This window comes from Mucilaginibacter sp. 22184 (assembly GCF_052045695.1).
GTDB lineage: Bacteria > Bacteroidota > Bacteroidia > Sphingobacteriales > Sphingobacteriaceae > Mucilaginibacter.
Genome location: NZ_JBQEPI010000006.1, coordinates 138,542 through 161,085, shown reverse-complemented (window position 1 = coordinate 161,085; position 22,544 = coordinate 138,542). Strand labels below are relative to the sequence as shown.

General features: G+C 44.0%; 16 protein-coding genes. 4 read left to right on the top strand and 12 right to left on the bottom strand.

The window, feature by feature from the left end:
* Positions 1-12 precede the first annotated feature (12 nt).
* The 3 genes from hisG to ACTJKG_RS14650 all read right to left on the bottom strand — a co-directional run bounded on the left by hisG (position 13) and on the right by ACTJKG_RS14650 (position 3,431).
* Positions 13-864 carry an ATP phosphoribosyltransferase gene (gene hisG, locus ACTJKG_RS14660; RefSeq protein WP_172338235.1) on the bottom strand — a complete coding sequence of 284 codons (852 nt, stop codon included), beginning with the start codon at positions 862-864 and terminating at the stop codon, positions 13-15.
* A 311-nt stretch (positions 865-1,175) separates the two neighbouring features.
* Positions 1,176-2,693 (bottom strand): hypothetical protein, encoded by a 1,518-nt coding sequence (locus ACTJKG_RS14655; protein ID WP_172338234.1) that lies wholly within the window; start codon positions 2,691-2,693, stop codon positions 1,176-1,178.
* Positions 2,694-2,939: 246 nt separating this feature from the next.
* A complete protein-coding gene (locus ACTJKG_RS14650; RefSeq protein WP_172338233.1) occupies positions 2,940-3,431 on the bottom strand; it encodes a D-glycero-alpha-D-manno-heptose-1,7-bisphosphate 7-phosphatase in 492 nt (163 codons plus the stop codon).
* A gap of 394 nt (positions 3,432-3,825) precedes the next feature.
* Here ACTJKG_RS14650 and gltB point away from each other — a divergent pair, with 394 nt between their 5' ends.
* The gene (gltB, locus tag ACTJKG_RS14645) at positions 3,826-8,343 is read left to right on the top strand and encodes a glutamate synthase large subunit (protein WP_172338232.1); all 4,518 of its coding nucleotides are present in this window, start codon (positions 3,826-3,828) and stop codon (positions 8,341-8,343) included.
* A 6-nt stretch (positions 8,344-8,349) separates the two neighbouring features.
* Positions 8,350-9,828, top strand: a complete 1,479-nt coding sequence (locus tag ACTJKG_RS14640; RefSeq protein WP_440739651.1) for a glutamate synthase subunit beta — start codon at positions 8,350-8,352, stop codon at positions 9,826-9,828.
* A 186-nt stretch (positions 9,829-10,014) separates the two neighbouring features.
* Here the strand turns inward: ACTJKG_RS14640 and ACTJKG_RS14635 are convergent, their stop codons facing one another.
* The 4 genes from ACTJKG_RS14635 to ACTJKG_RS14620 form a co-directional block, all read right to left on the bottom strand.
* Positions 10,015-10,452 (bottom strand): carboxymuconolactone decarboxylase family protein, encoded by a 438-nt coding sequence (locus tag ACTJKG_RS14635; RefSeq protein ID WP_172338230.1) that lies wholly within the window; start codon positions 10,450-10,452, stop codon positions 10,015-10,017.
* 84 nt (positions 10,453-10,536) lie between these two features.
* Positions 10,537-11,118 carry a Crp/Fnr family transcriptional regulator gene (locus ACTJKG_RS14630; protein ID WP_253952336.1) on the bottom strand — a complete coding sequence of 194 codons (582 nt, stop codon included), beginning with the start codon at positions 11,116-11,118 and terminating at the stop codon, positions 10,537-10,539.
* A gap of 134 nt (positions 11,119-11,252) precedes the next feature.
* Positions 11,253-11,678, bottom strand: coding sequence for an SRPBCC family protein (locus tag ACTJKG_RS14625; protein WP_172338229.1), 426 nt, complete (start codon positions 11,676-11,678; stop codon positions 11,253-11,255).
* A 56-nt stretch (positions 11,679-11,734) separates the two neighbouring features.
* Positions 11,735-12,049, bottom strand: coding sequence for an ArsR/SmtB family transcription factor (locus ACTJKG_RS14620; RefSeq protein WP_216650705.1), 315 nt, complete (start codon positions 12,047-12,049; stop codon positions 11,735-11,737).
* A 183-nt stretch (positions 12,050-12,232) separates the two neighbouring features.
* Between ACTJKG_RS14620 and ACTJKG_RS14615 the strand changes: the two genes are divergently transcribed.
* A complete protein-coding gene (locus ACTJKG_RS14615) occupies positions 12,233-12,556 on the top strand; it encodes a hypothetical protein (RefSeq protein WP_440739650.1) in 324 nt (107 codons plus the stop codon).
* Positions 12,557-12,766 (top strand): DUF4142 domain-containing protein, encoded by a 210-nt coding sequence (locus tag ACTJKG_RS14610; protein WP_440739649.1) that lies wholly within the window; start codon positions 12,557-12,559, stop codon positions 12,764-12,766.
* Here ACTJKG_RS14610 and ACTJKG_RS14605 read toward each other — a convergent pair.
* From ACTJKG_RS14605 to ACTJKG_RS14585, 5 genes are all read right to left on the bottom strand, one after another.
* On the bottom strand, positions 12,758-13,960 hold the full coding sequence (locus ACTJKG_RS14605; protein ID WP_440739648.1) for a DUF763 domain-containing protein: 1,203 nt from the start codon (positions 13,958-13,960) through the stop codon (positions 12,758-12,760). The genes ACTJKG_RS14610 and ACTJKG_RS14605 overlap by 9 nt on opposite strands.
* Positions 13,961-14,249: 289 nt before the next feature.
* On the bottom strand, positions 14,250-16,163 hold the full coding sequence (locus tag ACTJKG_RS14600) for an AMP-dependent synthetase/ligase (RefSeq protein ID WP_440739647.1): 1,914 nt from the start codon (positions 16,161-16,163) through the stop codon (positions 14,250-14,252).
* Positions 16,164-16,419: 256 nt separating this feature from the next.
* Positions 16,420-17,016 (bottom strand): short chain dehydrogenase, encoded by a 597-nt coding sequence (locus ACTJKG_RS14595; protein ID WP_172333773.1) that lies wholly within the window; start codon positions 17,014-17,016, stop codon positions 16,420-16,422.
* 304 nt (positions 17,017-17,320) lie between these two features.
* Positions 17,321-18,352 (bottom strand): glycoside hydrolase family 43 protein, encoded by a 1,032-nt coding sequence (locus ACTJKG_RS14590; RefSeq protein ID WP_172333772.1) that lies wholly within the window; start codon positions 18,350-18,352, stop codon positions 17,321-17,323.
* 19 nt (positions 18,353-18,371) lie between these two features.
* Positions 18,372-22,364, bottom strand: coding sequence for a hybrid sensor histidine kinase/response regulator transcription factor (locus tag ACTJKG_RS14585; RefSeq protein WP_440739646.1), 3,993 nt, complete (start codon positions 22,362-22,364; stop codon positions 18,372-18,374).
* Positions 22,365-22,544: the final 180 nt, after the last annotated feature.

Here is a 22,544-nt window from a genome sequence, read left to right as displayed (position 1 = left end):
ACTGCACACTAACTAAAGTATTATCTTCTCAATCGGCATAACCACAATGCCTTGCGCGCCGGCTTGTTTAAGCTGACTTATCCTATCCCAGAAATCACGCTCAGGGATAACGGTGTGTACTGCCACCCAATCAGGTTCGGCCAGGCTTACCACCGACGGACTTTTTACGCCCGGCAATAAAGCAGTAACCGCATCAAGGTTATCTCTATGAACGTTAAGTACAACGTACTTAGTTTCTTTAGCACGTAAAACCGATTGAATGCGTTGGATAAGCTCCTGCACCAGGTGATTATCTTCGATGGTTTTACAACCGATAAGCACTGCCTCTGACGACATTACATCGGCAAATGGTTTCAGTCCGTTGCTTTTTAATGTACCGCCTGTGGAAACCAGGTCGCAGATAGCATCACTCAGACCAAGGCCTGGAGAGATCTCTACAGAACCGGATATGGTACGGATATCTGACTGAATACCTTGCTGCTGCAGGAACTTACCTAGAATAACAGGATAGGTAGTAGCAATGGCTTTTCCGTTCAGATCGCTCAGGTTTTGAATATCGTTGTTGTTGGGTACGGCTATTTTGAGCGAGCATTTACCAAAGCCCAGACGTTGCAGGTAGCTCACCTCAACCTCGGTTTCCTGGATCACGTTTTCGCCAACAATACCCAGATCGGCAATACCATCCTGAACGTATTCTGGAATATCATCATCGCGCAGAAAAAGGATCTCTAAAGGGAAATTGGAAACGGGGGAGATAAGCGAGCTTTTGTAATTTTCGAAATTTAAGCCGCAATTTTTTAGTAATTCAACAGATTTTTCGTTGAGACGACCAGATTTCTGGATCGCTATTTTAAGTGTTTTCAAAAGATTGAATTTAAGAAACTATGATAAAAAAGAGTATAAACGGAGATTGTTATTTCGCGTAGAAACATACATATTAGCTGATCACCACATGGTGGTGATGCAGATGAAGATGATGTAGTGCGATGCCGTTCATTTTTATATAGTAAAACTATGGATTAGCTGTCGCAAATATATACAGATGTTTTTTAAATCAAAATGTTTGAATCAGAATTTGCCAAATTTTAGAATTATCAAAATAATCGGCCCCAAACTTTAACTATTTTGCAATTCTGTAAATTTTATATGGCTGATCGTTTTAAATTTTGATCTTTTTATTGCTCATCGCACTCATAAATACCGCCTTCTTCGCCAAAATCTTTGATCAGTTTGAGCGATTTTACTTTTTGGATATCCTTCAGATTGATTAGTTCGGGGTTTTCGAGTACGTTGAACCAAATAAGATAGAAGTGTTTCTTTTTATAGAAACTGGCAATGTCTTTTTTGAAGAACCGGTGCGGCACCAGGTACGATGATATGCCCGAGAAGAAATAAACCGCCTCATGCGCATCGGTATAAATGGTAACCTTTGGCTTAAACATGCTTTTATCAATATGCTTTAAATAAGCTGCAAAAGGCGATTCCAGCCAATCATCAGAAGTATAGCCGGGTACACCGTAATCATCGGCTATTTGTTCGCTGTAGCGTTGCTTATCTATAAAAAACTCTTTGGTTACAAAGCCCAGCATCAACACTATAAATACAGCAGCTACAATACGGCGGGTAGTTATGCTGCTGATCTTCTTGAGGATCAGCGGGCCCCAACTGGTATAACCCCAAAGCGCCGGAATAAAAATAGGGGCCAGCAAGCGGTGATTGATACGCTCATAACGCGAAAAGGTGGAGGAAATAATAATGAACAAACCATACACCAAAGCAAAGGTAATAGCCAGATTTTCAAAGCTATCCAGCCTGCGTCGATAGTAATTGTACGCCAGTGCTGCTATAAAACCCAATAGCATGATGGTAGCAATAGGCGTAGCCAGGTAATACTGATTGGGGGTAAATCCCATCCAATCGCACATTACGGTACCAAAATAGTACAGGTTTTTACCAAAGGAGGTAATGGATGGCTCGCGTGGCCCGGTGGTGGTGCCCGACATGAACGCGTTAAACAGCAGGTTACTTACCAGCAGCGATATACAAACAAAGCCGTATATAATGATATGTATGATCTTCTTTTTAAGCGGCAGTACCCTATCGAGCAGTAACAATAAGCCTCCGGTGCCCACAATGGTAACGGCGGCATACCGGGTAATACAGCCTATAGCAGCAATAATGGCAGCCACCAGCAATGGTTTAAGCGTATGTTTTAAAAGATATTGTCTGAAAGCGACCAGGAATAGCAGAGTTTCGAGAATAAATAAAGTCTCCGACCATAAGTAGGAGTACACCTGCAGCAAGGCCGGACTAAGAACAATGGCCACCAGCATCAGCCATTTATAAACACGTGATGTGGGCACAAAGCGGTGCATGATCCACCCGCTAAAGTATATTAAGGTGGCAAACATCAATCCATTCAATACCGATCCGTAAATAACCGGATCAATACGGGTGATGAACTTGATAGTGCCCAGGAAAATAGGGTAGAACACCGGGAAGTCGACTATAGGTAGGTGATTGAACGTTTGCAGTGTGCCGTTGGTGTTCAGGCTTCGGGCAGCGCTCACGTACATGATCGAATCGGGCGAAATGCCGATACCGCTATAACTACAAAATATACGTACAGCAAAAAATCCAAGCAGCGCGGCTATAAAAGTGTCGTAGTTTTTTAAATAGCGGTTTAGTTGCATGTGATGTTTTACTGGTTAATAGGGATAAAAGTTGTATGAAGGGAAAATGTTTTAGGTTATACAGATTTTTTGACAACCATCGCTCTTTCTTTATGTCATTGCGAGCGTAGCGTAGCAATCTCCTCGCATTTATGCATGCGAGGAGATTATTAATGCTGTGTTTGTTTTCTTTATTGTATTAATGAGCTCCCTCTGGTCGGTTGTCTTCGTCGTTCCTCCTCGCAATGACATACATTGATTAATTATTTAAGCAATTTGATGCAGCACTGTACTAATCGGCTGGTCGCTGTCTATTAATATACCTTTAACACCGGCGGCCGTCCCGGCTTCCACGTCACGCTCACGGTCGCCAATGAAATAGGATTGGGCCGGGTCGATATCATATTTGGCAATGCCTTGTAATAATAAACCCGGTTTGGGTTTGCGGCAATCGCAATCGCCGGTAAACAGGGGGTGATGAGGGCAGTAAAAAAAGTCGGTTATCTCTACACCGTGCTCACGGTAGGTTTGTTTCAGCAGGCTGTGCATTTTGCCCAGCTCTTCTTCGGTATACCAGCCTTTGGCCAGGCCGCCCTGGTTGGTAGCTACAAGCAACAGATAACCGCGATCCTGCAGGGTTTTCAAGGCTTCAAAATTGTCCAGTATATGAAAATCTTCCAGGCGGCGCACATAATCACCCATCTCCTGATTAAGTACCCCATCACGATCTAAAAAAACGGCTTTATTTTTTGCTGGCATCAGTTTTAAATTTTGTGCGAAGTTAACAATTCTAAAATTTAGGTTAAATGATACCTTAATGTAAATAGTACACTAGTTTAAATTGAGTGTTATTCTATAGAATACGTCGATAAATCACACAAAATTAAATTCTGTTATAACAATAATTACCGTTGCTATAACTGAATATTGCTTTGTTTGTGCAACTTTATATCGATTCTAAATAAGAAAATTTCGTATTTCATTTTCTTAATCATAATATTCTGTATTTTTTGTTATCGATTTGTTAAATAAACATTACTTCGGTAATGGATTTTTTAGATATTTTAAAAAATAACCGATAATTTTATAATTTATGTGGGATTTAGTAATTTCGTGATTACACCCTTTTTATAAAACTGGTTTAAATTTTACGATGAATCAAACTGAGAGCCACCAGGGCCTTTACCGGCCAGAATTTGAACACGACTCCTGCGGAACAGGATTTATAACCAATATTAATGGTCATAAATCTTACCAGATCATTGACGATGCGCTAACTATGTTGGAGAACATGGAACACCGCGGCGCTTGCGGATGCGATCCTGAAACCGGCGACGGCGCAGGTATACTGATACAATTACCACATGAATTTTTGATGGAAGAATGCTCAAACCTGGAGATCAGCCTGCCTGAACCCGGTGAGTATGGTGTGGGGATGATATTTTTTCCGAAGGACTCGGCACAAAAGAAAGCCTGCCGTAATGTGATCACCAATGCTATTGAAAAGCTGGGCCTGATCAAATTAGGTTATCGTAAGCTTACTGTCGATTCGATGGCCGTTGGTGAAACCGCCCGTCAGGCTGAACCGGATGTAGAGCAGATTTTTATTGCACGCCCAGGCAGTATTACCAATGCCGACGATTTTGAACGTAAACTATTTATATTAAGAAGGTATATTAACAAAACCATCGTCGAAACTATTCCCGGCGCTGGTGAGCATTTTTATTTTACATCGTTATCATGTAAAACCATTGTTTACAAAGGACAGGTTACTACCTATCAACTGCGTAAATATTATTCAGATCTGAACGATCCGCGTATCGCGTCTGGCTTTGCCATGATCCACTCGCGTTTCTCCACCAATACATTCCCGTCATGGAAACTGGCGCAGCCTTTCCGCCTGATTGCCCATAACGGCGAGATCAATACCCTTACCGGTAACTTAAACTGGTTCTACTCTGGCTTAAAATCATACGCTTCGACCTATTTCAGCGCCGAAGAGATGGAGATGATCATGCCGGTGATTGACAATAACCAGTCTGACTCTGCCTGTTTGGATAATATCATCGAGATCTTACTGCACTCCGGCCGTTCATTACCACATGTAATGATGATGCTGATCCCCGAGGCATGGGATGGTAACGAGCAGATGGATCCGGTTAAAAAAGCATTCTATGAATATCATGCTACTTTAATGGAGCCATGGGATGGCCCTGCTGCTATTAGCTTTACCGATGGTAAACTGGTTGGCGCTGTGCTTGATCGTAACGGTCTGCGTCCGCTGCGTTATGTAATCACCAATGATGGCCGCGTAATCGCCGCTTCCGAAGCCGGTACTTTAGCTATTGACGAAAGCACGGTATTACGCAAAGGCCGTTTACAGCCCGGCAAAATGCTGCTGATTGATACCGAACAGGCCCGCATTATTACCGACGAAGAAATTAAACAACAAATTGCCACGCAACAGCCTTATGGCCGTTGGTTGGAAAACTATAAAATAAACCTGAGCGAACTGGCCGAGCCGCGTTTGGCATTTGCCAGCCTTTCTGAGTCGGCGGTATTCCGTTACCAGCAGGTATTTGGCTACAGCCGCGAAGATATCGACACCATTATTAAACCAATGGCGGTTGATGGTAAAGAGCCCGTAGGTTCCATGGGTACCGATGTGCCGTTGGCTATCCTGTCAGACAAACCACAGCACCTGTCGAGCTACTTCAAACAGTTTTTTGCCCAGGTGACCAACCCGCCGATAGATCCTATCCGGGAGCGTTTAGTGATGAGTTTAGCTACCTTTATTGGTAACAACGGTAATTTGCTTGATGAAGATAAAATGCACTGCCATTGCGTAGTGTTAAAACACCCGATACTAAAAAATCACCAGTTAGAAAAACTGCGCAGTATTGATACCGGTTTGTTCCATGCTAAAACCCTGCAAACTTATTTTAATGCCGATGGCATGCCGGGCTCGCTGGAAAAAGGTATAGCCAGGCTTTGCCGTTATGCCGAGGACGCGGTTGATGACGGTTTTGAGGTATTGATCCTATCGGATCGTGCTGTTGATTCTGAGCACGCGCCTATACCATCGTTACTGGCGGTATCTGCGGTTCACCATCATTTGGTTAAAAAAGGCCGCCGTGGCGCGGTAGGTTTGGTTGTGGAAACCGGTGATGCCTGGGAAGTACATCACTTTGCCTGCTTGCTGGCTTTTGGCGCAACGGCTATCAACCCATACCTGGCCCTGTCAACCATTGAAACTATTAAAAATAATGGCAGCCTGGAAACCAGTCTGGATATCAAATACCTGCAAAAAAATTATGTAAAATCTGTAAATGATGGCTTGCTGAAGATCTTCTCTAAAATGGGGATCTCCACTTTGCAATCATATCACGGATCGCAGGTGTTTGAAATATTAGGCTTAAACACATCGGTTGTGGATCGTTATTTCTGCGGAGCCGTAAGTCGCATAGGCGGTTTAGGGCTTGATGAAATAGCCCGCGAGGCCCTGTGCAAACACCGTATTGGCTTTAGCGCAAAAGCGGCCGATAATTTATTGCCGGAGGGCGGCATCTATCAGTGGAAACGCCGTGGTGAAGCCCACTTGTTTAACCCAACTACCGTACACTTATTACAGCATGCTACCCGTACAAATGATTACGAGGTATATAAAAAATATGCTAAAGAGATCAATGAGCAAACCGAAAAGCATTTCACCATCCGTGGCCTGCTTGATTTTGCCCATCACCGTGAGGCTATCAGCATAGATGAGGTTGAACCGGCAGAAAATATCATGAAACGCTTTGCAACGGGCGCCATGTCATTCGGCTCTATCTCGCATGAGGCGCACAGCACCATGGCCATCGCCATGAATCGTATAGGCGGTAAAAGTAATACCGGCGAAGGTGGCGAGGATGAAATGCGCTACGAAAAATTGCCAAACGGCGATTCTATGCGTTCGGCTATTAAACAGATCGCTTCGGCACGTTTTGGAGTAACTTCCAACTATCTGACCAATGCCGATGAGCTACAGATAAAAATGGCGCAAGGCGCAAAACCGGGCGAAGGTGGACAATTACCTGGTCATAAAGTTGATGACTGGATCGCTAAAACCCGTCACTCTACACCAGGTGTTGGTTTGATCTCTCCGCCGCCGCACCACGATATTTATTCAATCGAGGATCTGGCCCAATTGATATTCGATTTAAAGAATGCTAACCGTGCCGCACGTATCAACGTAAAACTGGTTTCAAAAGCCGGCGTGGGTACCATTGCGGCGGGTGTTGCTAAGGCCCACGCCGATGTGATCCTGATTGCCGGATATGACGGTGGTACAGGCGCATCGCCAATAAGCTCTGTAAAACACGCAGGTTTACCATGGGAGCTTGGTTTAACCGAGGCTCACCAAACACTGGTACGCAACAAACTGCGCAGCCGTGTGGTATTGCAAACAGATGGTCAGTTAAAAACCGGTCGTGACCTGGCTATTGCGGCCCTGATGGGTGCCGAAGAATGGGGTGTGGCTACTGCTGCCCTTGTTGCCGGTGGCTGTATCATGATGCGTAAATGCCACCTGAACACTTGCCCGGTGGGTGTAGCTACACAAGATCCCGAACTGCGTAAACTATTCTCTGGCAAACCTGAGCATGTGGTTAACCTGTTCAAGTTTATGGCCGAAGAACTGCGCGAGATCATGGCTGAACTGGGCTTCCGTACTATTCATGAAATGGTAGGCCGTGTCCAGTTCCTGAAAGTAAAAGACCACCTGGACAACTGGAAAGCTAAAAAGATCGATCTATCTGGCATCCTGCATCCGGTAACCAATACCAAAGGCATGACGCTGTACAATAGCGAAAGCCAGGATCATGGCATGGCCGATATCCTGGACTGGAAACTGGTAGAAAGCGCTAAAGCTGCCCTGGAAGATAAAACCCCGGTATTTGCATCCTTCGATGTGATCAACGTTAACCGTACCATTGGTACTTTGTTATCCAATGAGGTATCTAAAAAATACGGATCGGCTGGGTTACCTGATAATACCATCAACTATAAATTCAAAGGCTCGGCAGGTCAAAGTTTCGGCGCGTTTGCCACCAAAGGTTTATCCTTTGAGCTGGAAGGCGAAGCAAATGATTATGTAGGTAAAGGTTTATCGGGAGCACAGTTGGCTATCTACCCGGCAGGCAACGCCACTTTTGTGCCGAAGGATAATATCATTATCGGTAATGTGGCCCTGTATGGCGCTACATCCGGCGAGGTATTTATCGGTGGTATGGCAGGCGAGCGTTTCGCGGTACGTAACTCTGGTGCTACTACTGTAGTGGAAGGCATTGGCGATCACGGTTGCGAATACATGACCGGTGGCCGCGCGTTGATCCTGGGACAAACAGGCAGAAACTTCGCAGCAGGTATGAGCGGCGGTTTAGCCTGGGTATACAATCCCGAAGGTACTTTTGCCGAAAACTGCAACACTGAGATGGTGGATCTTGACCCGTTATCATTACAGGACGAGGAGCAGATACAGGCATTGTTACGCAAGCACATCAGCTTAACCGGCAGTAAACTGGCACAGCAGATCCTGAAGGATTGGGCGCTGGCATCTACACAATTTGTGAAGGTGTATCCGAAAGAGTATAAAAAAGTTATCGAGAAATTACAATATCAAACAATAGGCTAAATTTCAATGGGAAAACCAACAGGATTTCAGGAGTTTAACAGGGAGTTACCAACCAAGACCCCGGCTGCTGAACGCGTAAAGAACTATAAAGAGTTTGTTAATTTATATACCGACGAAAAGCTGAACCAACAATCGGCCAGGTGTATGAATTGCGGTATTCCGTTTTGCCATTCGGGGTGCCCGCTGGGTAATATTATTCCGGAGTTTAACGATGCGGTGTATCGCAAAAACTGGGAAGAGGCTTACCATATTTTATCGTCAACCAATAACTTCCCTGAATTTACAGGCCGTATATGCCCTGCTCCGTGTGAGTCGGCATGTGTACTGGGTATCAACAAACCCGCTGTAGCTATTGAGGAAATTGAGAAACATATTATCGAGATCGCTTACCAGAAAAACCTGGTAAAACAAACTGCACCACTGGTTAAAACCGGTAAAAAGGTAGCTGTGGTAGGCTCAGGTCCGGCAGGACTGGCCGCGGCAGCGCAGCTGACCAAAGCAGGGCACGCCGTTACTGTTTACGAGCGCGATGATAAACCGGGAGGCCTGTTACGTTACGGCATCCCCGATTTTAAGCTGGAAAAATGGGTAGTAGAGCGCCGTATCGAAGTGATGGAGAAAGATGGCGTTGTATTTAAATGCAACAGCGAGGTTGGTGTTAACGTAGCCGCTGATGAACTGGTACGCAGCCATGATGCTGTAGTACTGGCAGGCGGTTCAACTATACCACGTAACCTCAACATCCCCGGTCGTGAGTTAAAAGGCATCCACTTCGCGATGGACTTTTTGAAACAACAAAATAAACGGGTAAGCGACATCCCGGTTCAGGGTGAAGATATCCTGGTTACCGGTAAAGATGTGGTAGTCATTGGCGGTGGCGACACCGGCTCTGACTGCGTGGGTACATCAAACCGCCAGGGTGCCAGCTCTATTAAACAGTTTGAGGTGATGTTTCAGCCGCCTGAGCAGCGCACCAAGCATATGCCATGGCCAACTTACCCCATGGTGATGAAAACCACCAGCTCGCACGAAGAAGGCGCCGAGCGTTTCTGGGGTGTAAACACGCTGGAATTTTTAGGCGATGCTGAAGGTAACCTAAGGGCCCTTAAAGTAGTTGATGTAGAGTGGGAGCAGGATTTCCTGGGTCGCCCGGTAAAATTCAATGTAGTTGAAGGTTCTGAGCGCGAAATACCTTGTCAGCGTGTATTCCTGGCGATGGGCTTTTTACATCCGCAGCATGTTGGTGTGATACAGCAATTAGGCGTGGAGCTTGATGAGCGTAAAAATGTAAAAGCGAAAGAAGGTGTGTACCGTACCAATATAAGCAAAGTATTTACCGCCGGCGATATGCGCCGCGGACAATCACTGGTGGTATGGGCTATATCCGAGGGCCGCGAAACAGCCCGCAAGGTTGATGAGTTTTTGATGGGACACTCCGTGCTCGAAAGCAAAGACGCCGTTAACCAGTTTGACCAAGTATTTTAATTAGCATGTTCTAATTTGAATTATAAATCCAAATCCAAAAGCCGGGCTCTTGAAAAAGACCCGGCTTTTTTGGTTGTTTGAAAAAGGTTGTCATTTCGAACGATAGTGAGAAATCTTTTGCGCGCGATAAATACACTGTAAAAGATTTCTCCTCGTACCTCGTTCGAAATGACAATCGTTTTTGTTTTACAAAGCAGGCTGCATACCGGTAGCTATACCTACACGATTCCAGGCGCTAATGTTGATGATGGCCATGATTACCTGGGCCAGGTATTTTTCGCCTAAGATGCGTTCTGCTTCTTCGTAGGTTTTGTCGGATACATGGTTTTGTATCAGGGTAACTTCTTCGGTTAAAGCCAGTATAGCGCGCTCTTCTTCGGTGAAGAAAGGAGTTTCGCGCCAGGCGTTCAGGGCGTAGATGCGTTGTTCGGTTTCACCGGCTTTGCGGGCATCTTTGGTATGCATGTCTATACAATAAGCACAGCCGTTTATTTGTGAAGCACGTATTTTGATCAGCTCTTTATGCGTTTTGGTTAAGCTGCTGTGTTCAATGTAATTGCTTAAAACAGCTAATGCTTTGTATGCTTCAGGATCTACTTTTCCGATTAAGATTCTTGTTTTCATTTTCTTTTGTTTTTTGTGATACCCAAAGATCAGGACAAAACAAGCCTCAAAAAATGAATCAAGATTAAGAAATACGGAGGCTGACTAAACTTTTTTTGCCCGTATTTTACTCATAAACTGCGGCGTAAAGCCCAGATAGGAGGCCAGCATGTATTGCGGTATACGCTGTATAAAATCGGGAAACAGACTGTTGAAATGGCGGTAGCGTTCCTCATCGCTCATGCTGTAAATGTATTCAATACGCTTTTGCGAGGCGATAAAAGCGCGCTGCTGCACTATCCGGAAATAACGTTCCAGGCTGGGGACCTTTTCAAAAAGCTCTTCCAGTTTAGGCTTACTGATGCTGATGACTTCGGAATTTTCAACCGCTTGTATAAAATAACTGGATGGTTTACCGCTTTCGAGGCTGCCATGATCGCTCATCCACCAGTTTTCGATTGCAAACTGGGTTATTTGTTCGTTGAGTTTTTTGTTGATGAAATACAGGCGTAGGCAACCTTTGCTTACGAAGTATAGATCTCGGCAAATATGATCTGGTTCCAGTAAAAAAGTTTTCTTTTTAACCTGCTTTACCGTTACCACTGAATTAATCAACTCCACATCGATGCCATGGAGCTCTACGAATTTTTTGATATGGTTGGTCAGGTTGTTTAGCATAACGTTCATTCGAAGATAGTGATAAGGAGCCAAAATGTCATTTCGATACGAGGAACGAGTGAGAAATCTTATACGTTATTCATCTAAGCTATATAAGATTTCTCTCTACGTTCGAAATGACAATTTTTGTGAGTTACCAAAACTTACGCCTTCTCTACATATTCCTTCAGCATACGGCCAACAATCTCGGTCCAGCCGGCGGTAAAGCTTTCTCTGGCGAAATCCTTGAGCGGTGGGAAGGTTTCCAGGCCGGTATGGGTAAGTACAACCCGGGTCTTATCACCTTCAGGGAATAACTCCCAGGTAACTACCGAATCTCCTTCGTAATCCTGATATCTCCATGTATGCGATAGCTTTTTGCCCTCAATCACTTCAATTACGCGGCAAAGGTGCACGTATGTTTTTTCTTCGCTTCCGCCGGTGAAAGTAAATTCAAAGCCAACTTCGGGTTTAAAATCAGGTATGTCAAAATACCATTCCTTCATTTTGTTGTTGTCGGTAATGGCTTGCCAAACGCGCTCAACAGAGGCGTTGTAAACTCGGTCGATAACAAATGGTTGTGCACTCATAGGTTTTATTTTAAGTTTATAATTATGTTTTAGCTTCAGCTTTATGCATTCCGCTTTTAAGCTCCTTCTTTATCCAGGAAACCGCCCAGTGCATCCAGTTTTTGCATCCAGAACTGACGGTATTGCTCGGCCCAATCGGTCACTTCCTGCAGCTGACGCAGATCGGCCTGACAAAACCGTTCGCGGCCCTGCTGTTTAATCACCAGCAATCCGCATTCGGTTAATATTTTAATATGTTTTGATACCGCCGGTCTGCTGATATCAAAATTATCGGCCAGGGCATTTAAATTCATATTGTTGTGGGCAATCAAATTGATGATCTCGCGTCGGGTCGGGTCGGCAATTGCTTTAAAAACGTCTCTTTGAATCATAGTTAATAGTTATTTGAAACCTTTAGGTTACAAATATAAATGAAACCTTTTGGTTACGCAAATTAAAAAATTAAAAATCGGTATAAGTAACAATTGGGATGGATTGCGAGATATATAGATGCTTTGCTAAACCAGGAGCATTAATTTTTGTTAAACCTTATGTAAAATACAGGTAAGTAGCAAATGAAGCAGATAACAGGAATATTAATAGGATTGATCACTCTGATTTTGGTACAGAGTTGTACAGATAATAAGCGTCCCAGCAATTACAATAACAAATCATTGGTTGATGATAAGGGACTAAGCTTTCTGAATAGCAGTACAGAGGCCGGGCTTACCATGATCAAAATTTCGGGCTTACCTGTATCCAACTCTAAAAACCAATTGGTTATCCAGTTTGCTCAAAAGGTTACCGTGGATAATATGAAACTTGTTGATGAGCTGCGAAAATTAAAGTCCGATAACTTTGTAACCTCTGCCGATTCGGTGAGTGATGTGCATCAGTAAATGATAAGTCAGCTGGCGAAAACGCACGGAGTTCAATTTGATAAGGCCTGTTTACAGGAAATAATTAATGAACAGCAGCAACTTATTGGTTTATTTGAAGATGCCACGCGTAACAGCAATGCCAATGTAGTGGATTTTGCTAAGATCAAATTGCCAATTTTACGGGCGAGATTGGAGTCGGAAAAGACCTTGGCTACGGTATTAAAATAATTTCAGTTGCTGTTGTACCGGTGGTTTGGAGCGGCCCATTACTGTACGACCGCCATACTTCCAGGAATCTTCGCGTTCGCGGGCTATCACTTGTTCAAAATTGGCATTGGGCGTAAAATCCTTTTCGGCATTCTCGGCTATTTTCGATAAGCGTTTGATGGCTTCATTCTTTTCCGATTGACCCAGTTTGGCCTTATAGATGGCGTTTTGCAGTGTGCCGATGGTTTCGTCGTAAACTTTGGTAGGCACGGGAAAGGGATGACCATCCTTACCACCATGCGCGAACGAGAACCGGGCCGGATCTTTAAACCGCGAGGGCGTGCCATGTATTACCTCACTCACCAGCGCCAATGATTGTAATGTTCGCGGCCCTAATCCCTGCAATAATAACAGCTCTTCAAAATCGGCAGGTTGTTTTTCATGGGCCAGCCACAGTACGGCACCAAGGCGTTTCAGGTCGACATCCTTAGCGGTTACATGATGATGGCCGGGCATTACCAGTTTATTGATTTCGCGCAGCATGGTTTCAGGTTTTTCGGTGGCTATCTGCATCACGCCATTGCGCGCGGCATCAGCTTGTTGAGCGGTCATATTGAGGATAAGGCCGTGGTTTTGTCCATAGATGAACGTATGCGGATCGTTCACAAAGGAGCTCAGTTGTTCCGAATGCCAGTGATATCGGCGTGCTGTACCGCTGGCATCGCTCATGCCTTGCTGCACCACGGCCCATTTACCGGTATCGCTCAGGATAAAATTGTGCAGGTATAGTTGAAAGCCATCCTGTATGGCGGTATTATCAACCTTGGCGCTCAGCTTGCTGCATTTCACCAGGTAGTTACCATCCAGACCAGTGCTTTCGCTGATCTTCATCAGCTCGGCTGGGGTTTGTTTGGAGTATTTGCCCTTGCCGCCGCAAATATAAATGCCCAGCTCACGGCTATGCGGGTTAATAGCCCTTTTAAGCGCGCCCATCACCGAGGTAGTAATGCCCGATGAATGCCAGTCCATACCCATCGCCGCGCCCAGGCTTTGAAACCAGAAAGGATCACTTAGGCGACGTAATACCTCGTCCTTGCCATAATCCAGTACAATGTTTTCTACTACGGCCAGACCCAGCTTGGCCATGCGCTCGGCAAGCCACTGCGGCACATAACCATAATGTAAAGGCATATCTGCACTCCCTGATCGTTTCATGCTAACAAAGTTAGCAAAAAAGACCGTTGATTTTTTTGATTACGCTGATGGTGTTGATTTTTTCTGAAGCTTTTACTAGAAGAGGTCTTTGTCCATGCGTCATTGCGAGGAGGAACGACGTGGCAATCCCCGATATGCAGAGCCGCTCTGTAAGTCGGGGATTGCCACGCTACGCTCGCAATGACGTAGTGGGTAAACAAAAAGAGACACATGTTATGTGTCTCTACAAATAATATCATTAAATGATTATTTAATCAACGCCATCAGCGTAATCAAAAAAATCAGCGGTTTAGTCAGCTTCTGTTTCCTGCAAATACATTTCGTCAATATCTGCGGCGTATTTCTTTTCGATCACTTTGCGCTTGGCTTTCATGGTTGGGGTTATCTCGCCATCGTCCATGCTGAAGGGGTTACGTTTTACTTTGAATGCTTTGATGCGCTCAAACTTGGCGAGTTCGTTGCTTAGCTTGCGCAGATCCTGGCCAATCCAATCAACCAGTTCCTTATCTTCAATAAACACATCCCGCTGTTCAAAAAACGCGTCCTTGAGGCCAAAAGTTTCCTGCATGGTTTCGCGCGATGGTACAATGATGGCAGTGATATATTCGCGTTTATCGCCCACTAAAAATATCTGTTCAATTTTAGGGCTTTTCAGATAGGTGTTCTCAACCGGGGTAGGGTAAATATTTTTGCCATAGGCATTCACAAGCATGTTCTTCAAACGATCGGTTATCTGCAGGTTGCCACGATAAAACCTGCCGATATCACCGGTATGGAACCAGCCATCCTTATCAATCACGGTGGCGGTTTCCTCGGGTTTGTTCCAGTAGCCTTTCATTACACAATGCCCGCGCACAATGATCTCGCCTTCTTCCGATTGCAGGTCTTCCTTAAAGTTTTCGTGAGTTTGTATGGTATAAATATGCTGCGTTTCTACATTTTGAATAGCCACCTCAATACCCGGAATAATACGGCCTACGGTGCCATATATTACGCGGTGATATTCGGTAACGGCCATAACCGGCGATGTTTCTGTTAAGCCAAAACCTTCCAGTATCACAATACCCAGGTCGCCAAAAAACTCGCCAATATTGCGCGGCAATGCGCCGCCGCCTGATACCATAAATTTCAACCGACCGCCGGTTTTTTCCTTGATCTTGCTGAATACCAGCTTTTCTGCAATTTTATGCTGATTTTTTAAAACGATACCTGGCTTTTTGCCGGCTTCCTGAACCAGGCGGTATTTTTTACCTATCTCCAGTGCCCAAAGGAATATCTTTGATTTTACGCCTCCGGCGGATGTCCCGTTTTTAATGGCCTTATCATGTATGCGTTCCAACAGTCGGGGCACGCAACATAGTACGGTTGGTTTAACCTCGGCCATATTTTTGGCCAATAGTTCCAGGCTTTGCGCAAAGGCTATGGTGCAACCTTTCGACAGACAAATATGATAAGTAGCCGTCCGCTCAAACACGTGTGATAGTGGCAGGAACGACAGGAACAGGTCTGTTTTTTCGATATACGGGATCTGGATCAAACTGTTGATCACGTTTTGGGTAAGGTTATGATGCGTCAGCATAACCCCCTTAGGGATACCCGTAGTTCCCGAAGTATAGATCAAACAGGAAATATCGGTAGTTAAAATGGCTTCGCGTGCTGCTGCTATAGCGTGTTTGTATTGCTCAACCAACGCCAGGCCTTCCTGTATCACCTGGTCAAAGCCAACAACGCCGGCATTCAGGCTTACTTTATCGCTGTGTTTTTCAAAATCCTCAAAAGCCGGTATAATGCGGATCAGCGACTCGCAGTTATTAGCCACTCTTAAAACTTTGCGCAACAGGAAAGGGTTGCCCACCAAAATGGTTTTTGCACCCGAATCATTCAGGATATACTCAATCTCGCTTTCGCTAAGTGTAGGGTAGATGGAGGTATTTACGGCACCTATTTGTTGCAGAGCCTGATCATAATAAACATAATCCGGCCCGTTCTCAATAATGAGCGACAGCCGGTCGCCTTTTTGTACACCCATATGCAGGAACCAGGCGGATATAGCGTCAATCTTTTCTAATGCCTGTCTGTAGGTGATTTCAACCCAGGTATCTTTTACCTTATGCATTAAAAAAGTATGACTATCCGGATGTACATTGGCTACAACGTTGCGTATAAAGCCGGGAACAGTTGACGATGTAATTAACTGGCTCATTAAATTAAAAAGGATTTACAGACATCAAACTTATGTTTTTTAAACCTAAAACTCAAATGAAATGCTGCATATCCCCTCTTTTGGGGAGAGGGGAAATACTTAATACGTCATTGCGCAGCGTGGACAACCGACCAATGGGAGCTCATTAATGCCTCAAAAAAACAATTAGAAACATTAATAATCTCCTCGCGTTCTCATGGATAGGAATAGCTACGCGATTGCCACATCGTTCCTTCTCGCAATGACATATGTTATTTTACCAAACCTGTATCACCTGCCCGGTTAAAGCGCCAAATACGCTTTTGTAATACGCGTTGGATACTTTATCCATAGTTACGGGGATATGGCCCGGGAAATAAGGGAAATAGCCTGGAGCGTCTTCCACCACACCAGCACTGATGGCGTTGATGCGTACGTTATTTTCCAATTCAATGGCGGCAGATTTGACAAAAGAATTGATGGCCCCGTTCACTGCGCTTAGGTTGGCGCCAAGCACAATAGGATCATCGGCCAGTATACCTGAGGTTAACGTGAACGATCCTTTGGGATTGATATGATGCTGACCGATAAGCACCAGGTTTACCTGTCCCAGTAATTTGTTTTGCAAACCGATGTCAAAATCTTTGGCAGTCATGGTTTTAAGCGGACCGAAATGCGCGCTGCCGGTAACACTCACCAAGGCGTCGAAACTGCCTGTTTGTTTGTAAAAGGCTTCGATAGATTCGCTGCTGGTGATATCCACCTGTATATCGCCGCTTTTGGAGCCCGCGGTAATGATCTCATTTTCGCCGCGAAGGGCTTCTGTTACTTTTTTGCCTATAGTGCCGCTGGCACCTACAATAATTATTTTCATACAGGATGATGTGTTTGTTTTTAAGAATTAGCGGTTTGGGTTTAAATATAAAATACTGCAGTTTAAGGATAAAGTTTGAAAGAAAAATGATAGGTGTGTCAAAAAAATAAACTGATAAAAAATAACGTCATTGCGTAGCGTGGTAATCCCCAATTAGCAGGTGCGCTCTGTAAGTAGGGGATTGCCACGTCGTTACTCCTCGCAATGACGCGCGGATGGAGGTGTATTGTAGGAGAAAAAGGGGTGGCCTCTGGCTAAGCGTGGGCCGGGTGAGAGAGATGTGACTTAACCTTATAAAAAGTTTTTACTCGGCAGGCACAGGTAGAGGTTCTCCCGTTTTTAGGGGCACACCAAGATTTGGCAAACCATCTTTATTCCAGGTAAATTTTTGCGCCCGCGGCGAGCGGTCGTGCCCGCAGCCCTGACCGGGTTTGGAGTTGGCATGGTATAAGATCCAGTCCTCTTTACCATTTGGCGATTTGAAAAAAGAATTGTGTCCCGGTGCGTAAACCCCATTCTCTGGCGATTGTTTAAAAACAGGCTCCGGCGATTTTTTCCAGGAGTCGGCATCAAGCAAATTACTGTTGGCACTCGTACTGAGCATGCCCAGGGCGTAGTAGTCTGTCCAACAACCGCTTGCTGAGTATATCAGGAACAGTTTGTTGCCATGTTTGAGTATTTCGGGACCCTCGTTTACGTTTACATGGGCTGGATTTTTATCATCGTGCAGGTCACCATATTTTTCCCAGGGATACTGGGGACTTGATATTTTGACCCTTTGACTGCTTACGGTACAAGGATCTTTCATTTTGGCTATATAAATGTTCTGCTGACCGTTGGTATCGCCTTCCCATCCGGCCCAGATCAGGTAAAGCTGCCCCTTGTTCTCAAACACAGAACCATCGATGGCCCATTTGTTGGTACTGTCGCCAATTTGGCCTTTAAATGTCCATTCGCCCTGTAGCGGGTCGGAAGAGGCATTTTCCAATACATACAGGCGGTGATGGTTGTTGTCGCCATCGTCAGCAGCAAAATACATGTACCATTTGCCCTGTAAAAAATGGAGCTCGGGAGCCCATAGTTCTTTAGAATGTGTTGTGCCTGTGGGCGGTGTCCAGATCACTTTTTTCTCGGCTTTGTTCAAATCCGGCATACGTTTAGTTTTCCAGATCACCAGGTTGTCCCCGGTTGAATTGGTATAGTAATAATAACCATTGTGGTAAATAACCCACGGATCGGCACCGGATGGTAGCAGCGGATTAGTAAAAGTATTTTGGGCCATACAGGCCGATATACTAAGTATGAAAAGACAAAAAGTAAAGGATAACTTTTTCATATATAATAAGATGCAATGTTTAATTAACCGACTTGGTTTTAAGATTTTTTTTGTTTTGCTGATATTCGGTAGGGGTGGTGCCAAATTGTTTCAGGAAGTTACGCCCCAGGTGCGATTGCGAACTGTAACCCACCATGGCAGCTACTTCGTATATCTTGTAATCGCCGTCTTCCAGTAGTTTGGCCGCGGCTTTTAACCGGGTAATGTTGATGAGCTCATTGATGGTTAAGTTTGATATGGCTTTTACTTTACGATATAGGGTAGGTTTGCTCATGTTCATTAAACCTGCAATTTGCTCTACATCAAGTTCGGGGTTTTGGATGTTTTTGATGATGGCCGCGTTAAGCCTGTCCAGGAAGCTTTCGTCTGGTTTGGAGTAAGCCATAGTATTGATACCAGCCAGCGGTGAGCTTGCAAAATGTTCCCGTATCTTATTGCGATTAATGAGCAAATTAGCCACCTGCACCTGCAAATGTTCGGGCGAAAAAGGCTTTTCGATATAGGCATCGGCACCTACTTCGAGTCCTTCTATCTTGCTTTGCAGGGTGTTTTTGGCTGTGAGCAGGATGATGGGGATATGGCTATGGTCAAAGTTGGTTTTTATTCTCTTGCATAGCTCAAAGCCATCCATCACTGGCATCATCACATCACTAATGATAAGCTGAATGCTCTCAATTTCGATCATATCCAGCGCTTCCTGACCGTTCAGTGCTTTGATTACCGAATATTTCTCGCTCAGGTCGTCCGAAATAAAATCAAGTATTTCGGGGTTATCATCGACTAAAAGTATAATTGGTTTCATAAAATCAAGATCCTCCTCTCTGGTTTTATCAGTTAGTTCATAATCATCGGGTATATTGTACAGGTCAAACTCCTCGTCCTGGTGTACGGGCAGGGTGAGCAAAAATGTGTTCAGATCATCTACTGGTTTGCTGAGCACCAATACGCCTTTATGCAGCTCGGCAAGTGAGCGCGAAAGAGAGAGGCCGATACCGGTACCGATCTGCTTTTCAGACTCCTTAAGACGGAAGAATGGCTCAAATATTTTCTCGCGCATCTCATATGGAACTATGTGGCCGTTATTACTGATCTCGAGCGAAAAAGTGCTTTCATCGGGTTGCAGGTCAAATAACTCTATTTCGACCACTGAACGACCGTACTTGATAGCGTTATTAATGAGGTTGCTTATTATTTTGGTAAAGGCCTCGATGTCAACATAAGCATATAGATTTTTTACCGGATGTTTAAATTCATACTGAATACTCTTTTGTTCGGCCATTGGTTTAAACCGCAAAAAAGTATCGGCAAGCAACTCGGTGATATCAGCTTTAACAAAACTAAGACTGAAGCCGTTGGTCTCGGTTTTCCGGAAATCCAACAGTTGATTGGTCAATTCCAGCAAACGATCGGTGTTTTTTTCCATGATCTGTAGGTTGTTCTGTATCTCCGGAACGCTGCCAGCTTTTTTAATTACCTTTTCCATTGGCCCTTTAATGAGGGTAAGCGGAGTACGTATTTCATGCGCAACATTCGTGAAAAATTCAATTTTGGCATTGTATATCTGTTTTTCTTTATCGTTCTCCAATATTTCGATAAGCCGTTTATTCTTGTCGCGGGTTTTAATGTGATACTGTCTCAATATGTAATACATGGCCAACAGTATCAATAACATATAAATCATATAAGCCCAGATACTTTCCCAAAATGGTGGAGTTATGGTGATATCGAGTCTGGTTTCTTTGGCCAGCCATTGCCCGCTGTTATTGGCCGCTTTAATAATAAAGGTGTAACGCCCGGGCTGTAATTGCGTAAAGTATACTTTGCGGTTGGTTTTCAGGAGGGTCCAGCCTTTATCAAGTCCCTTCATCATATACTTATATTGGTTCATCTCTGGCGAAGGGTAGCTCAAAGCCGCGAAATCAATACTGAATGATGATTGGTTATGGTTAAGATTGAGTTGTTTGGTGCAGATGATTGACCGGTGAAGTAAAGAATCGCTGCCGTTAACAGAGATTTCCTGGTTGTGTATCTGTATCCCGGTGATATATACAGGCGCTACAAAATCGTTCTTTTTAAACTGCGATGGATTAAAGCTAACCATACCTTTTACACAGCCAAAATACATGGTGCCATCGGTATCTTTAAAAGCCGAGTTGTAGTTAAACTGATCGCTTAATAAACCGCTGGCTTTGGTATATATTTTGATGCCTTTAGTAGGAATATTTAAACATACTAGTCCACGGGTAGTGCTTATCCATAAATTTTTATGGTCATCTTCCAATATCCGGAACGCATAATTGCTGGGGAAGCCGTTGCTGAGATCGTAAAATTTAAAGGTTTTTTGTGTAAGGTTATAGTTCCATAAGCCCAAGCCTTCCGTTGCGAACCAGAGTTGATGATCGCTGTCTTCAAAAATACCGTTGACGGTGCTGTTGTTCAGCGCATTGGTTACGCCTTGTGCATCTTTTAGTTTGTAACCTGAATTTTTGTCCGGATCATAAAAGTAAACGCCATCATGTACGGTGCCTATCCATATTTTTCCGCTATGATCTTCGGTAATACTGTAAATAAAATCATGAGTTGGTACCCCGCTGATCTGCGTAAAGTCCTTGGTAAGGGTATTATACCTGTAAAGGCCTTGGGTTGTACCAACCAGGATAAGTCCTGAGCGTGTTTTACAGAAGGTAATAACGAAATTACTTTTGAGCATGTTTGCTGCATTGCCTGCCAGGTAATACCTGATCACCTTACCGCTGGGGATATCCAGAATATTTAATCCTCGTTCCAGCGTACCAATAAAAAGCTCGTTATCATTAGCTATTAAGCCATGTATATTGGTATTTGATATGGTGTTTTTACCACCGGGATAATAATGTGTCCAGGTATGTTTATCCGGGCTTAGCTTGTTTAAGCCGTTGTCTTCGGTACCCATCCACAGGTTGCCATATTGATCTTTTGTTATTTCGCGTACTACATTGCCCTGCAGGCCTGTTTCGTCAGATCCGGGATAGAACTTGTTGAATGTGGAGTATTGTTTAGGATAATAATTTACTCCGCCAAAGTATGTTCCGGCCCAGAGCCCACCCTCAGCGTCTTTATAAACCGTATAAACGGCATTGTCTGATATGGAGTAGGGATCGTTAAACTGTTTTTTCAGATTGATAAAGGTATTTTTTAGGTCGTCATAAATAAATATCCCCGATTCTGTGGCTATCCAGAATTCATGATCATTATACTTTATAAAATCACGTACATATATTTCGGTTTTATTAGCGTTGTAGGTTAACAAGTCGCGGTACGTGCCATTTGTACAATCAAATTGTTTAATGCCCTGATTGGTAGTGCCGATAAATATTTTGTTGCCCGACCCATATATTTTCTCGATAAATTTTGAAGCAACGGGCGGCGAGTTTTTGAATACACTATAACTACTGAAAGAGCGTGTGACAGTATCCAATTTTTCCAGGCTGCCTGCTGTGGATGACACCCAAACATCACCAGATTCATTAACAGCAACAGAAGTAGCGTCAAAATGTTGAAATAGCTTGTAATCAATTATTTTACCTGTGTTTTTATCATACTTCATCAACGCCGACCGGGAAACAAACCAACAGTTATAAAACCTGTCTTTTGCTATGTATCTGATAGCGTTGTTGTTTGATGTGAGATGCATAAAACTTTCTGTTTGAGGATTGTATTTATCGAGGCCATGATCTGTACCTACCCAGAAACTGCCATCCTTATCCAGGCAAAGGGTATGCACCATATTGCCCGAAATGCTTTTTTTATCCTTAACATCATGCCTGAATGTTTTGAAAGTATAGCCGTCAAAGCGGTTGAGCCCGTCCTTGGTTCCAATCCACAGAAAGCCGCGTTTGTCCTGCGTAATGCAGTAAACGGTGTTGTTTGATAACCCCTGTTCTACCTGGTAATGCCTGAAATAATATGATTGTGCACAGCAGATATTAAACGAAAGGAGTAATAATAAAGAAGCTAAAAATACAGGTTTCAAAATCGTTCAGTAAGCAAATATAACCATTCTCGGCAAGCGTTTTCGTCCCGGTAGAAAATGATACGTTTTGACTAATAATTGATATGATTTGGTTAATAGATGCGGGCTAAAATGCTTTTTCTTTACAGTATGATTTAAATATGTCAAACCTACATTTTAAATCAAAACACTTAACCAATT

Bases quoted from the DNA above. Each gene is read 5' to 3' on its own strand.
- ACTJKG_RS14610 (WP_440739649.1), top strand. From the start codon at position 12,557: ATGATAAGTCAGCTGGCGAAAACGCACGGAGTTCAATTTGATAAGGCC.
- ACTJKG_RS14650 (WP_172338233.1), bottom strand. From the start codon at position 3,431: ATGCCAGCAAAAAATAAAGCCGTTTTTTTAGATCGTGATGGGGTACTT.
- ACTJKG_RS14635 (WP_172338230.1), bottom strand. From the start codon at position 10,452: ATGAAAACAAGAATCTTAATCGGAAAAGTAGATCCTGAAGCATACAAA.
- ACTJKG_RS14605 (WP_440739648.1), bottom strand. From the start codon at position 13,960: ATGAAACGATCAGGGAGTGCAGATATGCCTTTACATTATGGTTATGTG.
- ACTJKG_RS14600 (WP_440739647.1), bottom strand. From the start codon at position 16,163: ATGAGCCAGTTAATTACATCGTCAACTGTTCCCGGCTTTATACGCAAC.
- gltB (WP_172338232.1), top strand. From the start codon at position 3,826: ATGAATCAAACTGAGAGCCACCAGGGCCTTTACCGGCCAGAATTTGAA.
- ACTJKG_RS14590 (WP_172333772.1), bottom strand. From the start codon at position 18,352: ATGAAAAAGTTATCCTTTACTTTTTGTCTTTTCATACTTAGTATATCG.
- ACTJKG_RS14595 (WP_172333773.1), bottom strand. From the start codon at position 17,016: ATGAAAATAATTATTGTAGGTGCCAGCGGCACTATAGGCAAAAAAGTA.
- ACTJKG_RS14655 (WP_172338234.1), bottom strand. From the start codon at position 2,693: ATGCAACTAAACCGCTATTTAAAAAACTACGACACTTTTATAGCCGCG.
- ACTJKG_RS14615 (WP_440739650.1), top strand. From the start codon at position 12,233: ATGAAGCAGATAACAGGAATATTAATAGGATTGATCACTCTGATTTTG.
- ACTJKG_RS14625 (WP_172338229.1), bottom strand. From the start codon at position 11,678: ATGAGTGCACAACCATTTGTTATCGACCGAGTTTACAACGCCTCTGTT.
- ACTJKG_RS14630 (WP_253952336.1), bottom strand. From the start codon at position 11,118: ATGAACGTTATGCTAAACAACCTGACCAACCATATCAAAAAATTCGTA.
- ACTJKG_RS14640 (WP_440739651.1), top strand. From the start codon at position 8,350: ATGGGAAAACCAACAGGATTTCAGGAGTTTAACAGGGAGTTACCAACC.
- ACTJKG_RS14620 (WP_216650705.1), bottom strand. From the start codon at position 12,049: ATGATTCAAAGAGACGTTTTTAAAGCAATTGCCGACCCGACCCGACGC.